Origin of the sequence: Intrasporangium sp. (assembly GCF_032907665.1) — a bacterium.
In the GTDB taxonomy this organism is placed as follows: Bacteria; Actinomycetota; Actinomycetes; order Actinomycetales; family Dermatophilaceae; genus Intrasporangium.
The window spans coordinates 1-2,747 of the sequence record NZ_JAJJPG010000198.1 but is presented as its reverse complement, the minus strand read 5'-3'; the positions used below and the strand labels follow the sequence as shown (position 1 = coordinate 2,747).

3 protein-coding genes are annotated in these 2,747 nt (G+C 73.8%); 1 reads left to right on the top strand and 2 read right to left on the bottom strand.

The window, feature by feature from the left end:
• Positions 1-68: 68 nt before the first annotated feature.
• Both LOY02_RS17980 and LOY02_RS17975 read right to left on the bottom strand, forming a co-directional pair.
• Positions 69-887, bottom strand: coding sequence for an SGNH/GDSL hydrolase family protein (locus LOY02_RS17980; RefSeq protein WP_317183741.1), 819 nt, complete (start codon positions 885-887; stop codon positions 69-71).
• Positions 884-1,561, bottom strand: a complete 678-nt coding sequence (locus LOY02_RS17975) for a uracil-DNA glycosylase (RefSeq protein ID WP_317183740.1) — start codon at positions 1,559-1,561, stop codon at positions 884-886. The genes LOY02_RS17980 and LOY02_RS17975 overlap by 4 nt, the downstream gene beginning before the upstream one ends.
• 43 nt (positions 1,562-1,604) lie before the next feature.
• Here LOY02_RS17975 and LOY02_RS17970 point away from each other — a divergent pair.
• A partial coding sequence (locus tag LOY02_RS17970; RefSeq protein ID WP_317183739.1) for an N-acetylglucosamine-6-phosphate deacetylase occupies positions 1,605-2,747 on the top strand: 1,143 nt, incomplete at its 3' end.

Genomic DNA, 2,747 nt, shown 5'->3' with positions numbered 1-2,747 from the left:
GGGGCCACTCGACCGGGCGTTCGGGGCCACTCGACCGGGCGTTTGGGGCCACTCGAGCGGGGGTGGGGTCAGGCGAGGGGGCCGATCTCCGGGCGCTTGGGCGAGCGGTTGTCGCCGGATGACCGCCCGGTGAGCCGCCGGTGCACCCACGGCCCGACGTACTCCCGGGCCCACTGGGCGTTCGCCTGCAGCGCTTCGCGACGGCTGATCGGCGCCGCGGGGTCGAGCGGGGTCTCCCAGTCCGCGTCGGCCGGTGCGTGACCGAGGGCCTGGAGGGCGGCGAGAGCGACCCTTCGATGGCCCTCGCTCGTCATGTGGATCCGGTCCTCGGACCACATCCGCCAGTCTCGGAGGGCGTGCAGGCCCCACTGGTCGATGACGTGTGCGCCGTGGCGCCTCGCGATGGACCAGATGTTGGCCGTGTGCACGGCCGCGCGACCCCGGGTCGCCTTGACGAGGGGGGCGTCCGCGGGGTCCACGGGGGTCGCCATGAGCACGTCGGCCCCGGTCGCGCGGATCCGCGCCACGGCGTCCTCGAGCTGCGCAGCCAGGGCATCGAGGTCAGCCTTCGGACGGAGGATGTCGTTGCCACCGCCGACGATGCTGACGAGATCCGGCTCGAGGGCGAGCGCACTGTCGAGCTGGGGGCCGACGACGTCGGCGAGCTTGCGTCCGCGCACCGCGAGGTTGGCGTAGCCGAAGTCCATTCCCCGGCCGCGGGCCAGCTCCGACAGGTGGGCTGCGAGCCGGTCGGCCCAGCCCGCGAACTCGCCGTGCGAGCCGTCCCCGACGAGCGCCGGGTCGTCATCGGACATGCCCTCGGTGAAGGAGTCCCCGACCGCGACGTAGCGGGTCCAGAGGTGGATGGGCACGGACGGGTCGGTCATGTCAGCCTCCAGTCGATCGGTGCTGCGCCCTGGTGGGCGAGGAGGTCGTTGGCCCTGCTGAACGGCCGCGACCCGAAGAACCCGGACCGCGCCGACAGGGGTGACGGGTGGGCGCTCTCGATGCGCGGCACCTGTCCGAGCATCGGGGCGAGCGACTGGGCCTGCCGGCCCCAGAGGATCGCGACGAGCGGCCCGCCCCGCGCGACGAGGCCCGAGATCGCTTGGTCCGTCACCGTCTCCCACCCCTTGCCCTGGTGGCTGGCCGACCTGCCGGGGCACACGGTGAGGACCCGGTTGAGCAGCATGACCCCGCGCTCGAACCACGGGCTGAGATCACCGTTGGTCGGGGGTGGCGCGCCGAGGTCCGTGGCGAGCTCCTGGTAGATGTTCTGCAGGGAGCGGGGCACCGGCCGCACGTCCGGTGCGACCGAGAACGAGAGGCCCACAGGGTGGCCCGGCGTGGGGTAGGGGTCCTGGCCGACGATGAGGACACGGACGTCGTCGAGGGGCAGCGTGAAGGCGCGCAGGATGGCGCTGCCCGCCGGGAGGTAGCCGCGACCGGCAGCCACCTCGGCCCGGAGGAACTCCCCGAGGGAGGTGATGGTCCCCGCCACCGGTTCGAGGACGGGCACCCACGACGGGTGGACGAGCTCGGAAAGGGGTCGCGCAGGCACGGGAGAACGCTACCGAACTGCCCACGAGGCAAAATCGGACCTGATGACCACGACACTTCGCGGACCAGCCCTCATCGACGGCGTTGTTGTCGCCGCCGAGATCGTCATCGACGGGGACCGCCTCGCAGCGGTACGCCCGGTGGAGCCGTCCGACCCGGCCACCCCCGGGAGCGAGCCGATCCTCGGGACGATGACAGCGGCATACGTCGACCTCCACTGTCACGGCGGGGGTGGCGCGGCGTTCACCGACCTCGACGCCGACTCCGCTGCCGTCGCCGCCCGCCACCACCACGCCCGAGGCTCGACGTCGCTGCTCGCGAGCCTCGTGACGATGACGCCGGCCGACCTGCTTCGCGGGGTCGAGGTGCTCGCAGACCTCGCCGACGACGGGCTCGTCGACGGGATCCACCTCGAGGGTCCGTGGATCGCGGCGTCCCGGTGCGGCGCCCACGACCCCCGCCTGTTGCGGGACGCCGACCTGCGCGAGGTCGACCGGCTCCTCGCCGCCGGCCGCGGTCACGTGCGCCAGGTGACGCTCGCGCCGGAGCGCGAGCACGGGATGGAGCTCGTCCGCCACCTTCGCGGCTCGGGCGTCCACGCGGCCATTGGGCACACCGCCGCGACGTTCGAGCAGGTCAGGCGGGCTGTGGACGCCGGCGCAGACCTCGCGACGCACCTCTTCAACGGGATGGACCCGTGGCACCATCGCACCCCCGGGGCCGTCCCCGCGCTGCTCGGCGCCGCCCTTCGCGATGGCATCACCCTCGAGCTCATCGCCGACGGGACCCACCTCGCCGATGACACGGTGCGGACCGTCGTCGACCTCGTCGGGCCGTCGCGGGTGGCCTTCGTCTCCGACGCAATCGCCGCTGCCGGGATCGGCGACGGTCCCTACGCGCTCGGCGGGCTCTCGGTCGACGTGTCGGGCGGCACCGCGCGACTGGCGACCGCTGTCGGCGAGTCGGTCGGGGCGATCGCCGGTGGGACGAGCCACCTCGCCGACCAGGTGGCTCGCCAGGTGAGCGCGGGGATGCCGCTGCCGTATGCCGCTGAGTCGGCGTCCAGCAGCCCGTCCCGACTGCTCGGGCTGGCTGACCGGGGGGCGCTGCGCGCCGGTGCCCGCGCGGACGTCGTCGTGCTCGACGGCGCGGCGCGGGTCGCCCGGGTGATGCGGGCCGGTCGCTGG